Source organism: Ruegeria sp. F5, from assembly GCF_056533845.1.
In genome coordinates this window covers 1-3,564 of record NZ_JBQFOU010000054.1, presented here as the reverse complement: position 1 = coordinate 3,564, position 3,564 = coordinate 1, and the positions used below count along the sequence as shown (strand labels likewise).

General features: G+C 63.2%; 2 protein-coding genes. Both read right to left on the bottom strand.

Annotated features, from left to right (window positions below; genetic code table 11):
* A partial coding sequence (locus tag ACR0K1_RS25385; RefSeq protein ID WP_480852289.1) for a TRAP transporter permease occupies positions 1-2,516 on the bottom strand: 2,516 nt, incomplete at its 3' end.
* Between the two features lie 118 nt (positions 2,517-2,634).
* Positions 2,635-3,564 (bottom strand): TAXI family TRAP transporter solute-binding subunit (locus ACR0K1_RS25380; RefSeq protein WP_480852288.1); only part of this gene is annotated, 930 nt, incomplete at its 5' end.

Below are 3,564 nucleotides of genomic sequence, written 5' to 3'. Positions count from 1 at the left end.
GGCGGCTGGTTCTGCGGCGCCTGTACGCTGGTGATGCGGACGGGGTCGTCGGCGTAGTAGTCGAACATGTCCAGCTCATCGCCGACCGGGGTGCCGAAGAGCGGCTCGTCGAGCTTGACCAGGCCGTCCTCTTCCAGCGGGATCAGGCCCAGGGCCTCGATGCGGGCGGCGCCGTCGGCCTCGTCTCCGATGGTCAGCACCACGGTGGTCTCGGTCATGTTGCCGGTGTCGAAGTCCGGACCTGCGACCTCGATCCGCAGGGAACTGCCCGGGGCGGCCTCGCCCACCGCCTGTTCCAGCTGCGCCGGTTCGATCTGCGCAAACGGAGGCGCGATCCGGTTCATCAGGAAGTCCGGGCGGAACAGCGCAAAGGCGATCAGGATCAGCGCCACGCTTTCATAGATGCGGTTCTTCGTGAGGAACCAGCCCATGGTGCCGGCGGTGAAGATCAGGATCGCGATAGTGGCAGACACGGCCACCAGAATGCCCTGCACCCAGCCCACATCGATCAGCAGCAGATCGGTGTTGAAGATGAACACAAACGGCAGCGCCACGGTGCGCAGGGAATAGAAGAAGGCGGTAAAGCCCGTCTTGATCGCATCCCCGCCCGACACGGCGGCGGCGGCAAAGCTGGCCAGACCCACCGGCGGCGTCACATCGGCCATGATGCCGAAGTAGAACACAAACAGATGCACCGCGATCAGCGGCACGATCAGACCGTCCTGCGCGCCCAGTTCGACAACCACACCGGCCATCAGCGAGCTGACCACGATATAGTTCGCCGTGGTCGGCAGGCCCATGCCCAGGATCAGGCTCAGCAGGCCCACCAGCGCCAGCATGGCGATCAGGTTGCCGCCCGACAGGAACTCGACCAGATCGGCCATCACCTGGCCCACGCCGGTCAGCGTCACGGTGCCCACGATCACGCCCGCGGTGGCGGTGGCCAGCGCGATGCCGATCATGTTGCGCGCCCCGTCGATCAGACCGTTCCACAGGTCGATGACCCCGGCCATGAAGGCATTTGCGGTGTCGCTTTCGCCGCGGAAGATCGATTTCAGCGGCTTCTGCGTCAGCAGGATCACGAACAGCAGCGAGGTCGCCCAAAAGGCCGACAGGCCCGGCGATTTCTGCTCGATCATCAGGAAGTAGACCAGCACGATGATCGGCAGCAGGTAATGCAGACCGGCCTTGTAGATCTCGGCGATCACCGGCAGTTCGACCTCTTTGGCGTTGGGATCGTCGGGCACCAGATCATCCACGCCCGCCGCCAGTTTCAGCAGGATCAGATAGGCCGCCACAACCAGCGCCGACAGCACCAGACCCGAGGCATCGGGCATCAGCGCAATCACCGCCTTGATCGGGTATTGAATGCCGTAGCAGAGCCCGGCAAAGCCCACGAAGAACAGCGCCATGCCGCCGATCGTGCGCCCCATCGAAACGACGCGGTTGCCCAGCGTCGGCATGTTCCGCTTCACCGCCTCCAGATGCACGATATAGACCAGCGCGATGTAGGAGATTGCCGCCGGCAGGAAGGCGTGGGTGATCACCTCGACATAGGAAATGCCCACATATTCCACCATCAGGAAGGCCGCAGCCCCCATCACCGGCGGCATGATCTGGCCGTTCACGGATGAGGCGACCTCGACCGAGCCCGCCTGTTCGCTGGAAAAGCCCACCCGCTTCATCAGCGGGATGGTGAAGGTGCCGGTGGTCACCACATTGGCAATGGAAGACCCCGAGATCAGGCCCGTGGCCGCCGAGCCCACCACAGCCGCCTTGGCCGGACCGCCGCGCAGGTGCCCCAGCGCGCCAAAGGCCATCTTGATGAAGTAATTGCCCGCACCCGCCTTATCCAGAAGCGCGCCGAACAGCACGAACAGGAAGACGAACTTGGTCGAGACACCCAAAGCGATGCCAAAGACACCCTCGGAGGTGATCCACATATGGCTCATCGCCTTTTTCAGGCTGGCGCCCTTCCACTGGATCACTTCCGGCACCCAGTCGGATGAGCCGAAGAACACGTAAGCCAGGAAAATCGTGGCAATGATCGCCATCGCGGGCCCGAGCGCGCGGCGCGCGGCCTCGAACAGCAGCAGCAGGCCCCCCAGCGCCACCCATTTGTCGACATCATCGGCCAGCAGGCCATTGTCGACCAGTTTTTCATAGAAAATATAGCCGTAAAGCGCGATGCCCGCACCCACCACGCCCATGATCCAGTCCTGCACGGGGATGTAATTGCGCGGGCTCGACTTCAGCGCCGGATAGGCCGCAAAGGCCAGAAAGATCGCAAAGGCCAGATGGATCTGGCGCGAGTTGTTCACCACGCTGCCCGGCAGCAGCACATTCGACAGGGGCGAGGCCAGCACCACCTGAAAGACCGACCACAGCACCGCCACGATGGCCAGGAAGACCCCGACATTCCCCGCCGGGTTGCGCGCGCCCGCATCGGACGAGGCCACCAGATCCTGAAGCTCTTCTTCGGATAGCGGGCGATTGGATTGGGTGTCGGAACTCATCTGGCGTCTCCCCGTCGCTGTGCGATCTTTCGGGCCGTTTCGGCCTCGGCTTCACCCAGCTCCCCGGGTGTGCAAAAGGGGCGCGCCCGTCACAGGCGCGCCCCGCATCAGGTCCGGCTTACTGCAGCCAGCCTTTTTCCTTGTAGTACTTCTCGGCCCCCGGATGCAGCGGTGCCGACAGGCCATCGGCAATCATCTCTTCCGGCTGCAGGTTGGCGAAGGCCGGGTGCAGCTTCTTGAAGTCGTCGAAGTTTTCAAAGACCGAGCTGACAACCGCATAGACCGCGTCATCCGACACATCCGCCGAGGTCACAAAGGTCGCGCCCACGCCAAAGGTCGTGGTGTCCCCGTCCGAGCCGCGATACATCCCGCCCGGAATGGTGGCGGTGCGGTAGTATGAATTGCCGTCGATCAGCCCGTCGATGGCCTCGCCGGTCACATTCACCAGCACCGAGTCACAGGCGGTCGTCGCCTCCTGGATCGAGCCCGAGGGGTGACCCACGGTGTAGATCATCGCATCGATCTGGTTGTCGCACAGCGCCGCCGACTGCTCGGCCGCCTTCAGCTCGGACGCCAGTTCGAAATCGTCGATGGTCCAGCCCATCGCTTCCAGAACCACATCCATCGTGCCGCGCTGGCCCGAACCGGGGTTGCCGATGTTCACCCGCTTGCCCTTGAGGTCCTCAAAGCTGGCAATGCCCGCATCGGCGCGCGCCACAACCGTGAACGGTTCCGGATGCACCGAGAACACCGCCCGCAGCCCGTCAAACGCACCCGCATCCTCGAACTTCGAGGTGCCGTTATACGCATGATACTGCCAGTCCGACTGCGCCACACCAAACTCCAGCTCACCCTCGCGAATGGTGTTGATGTTGTAAACCGACCCACCGGTCGATTCCACAGAACACCGAACCCCATGCTCTTTCCGACCCTTGTTCACCAACCGGCAAATCGCTCCGCCCGTCGGATAATAAACACCCGTTACACCACCCGTCCCAATCGTGATGAACTCCTCAGAATACGCCGCAGGCGCAAAAAAGGCGGCGGC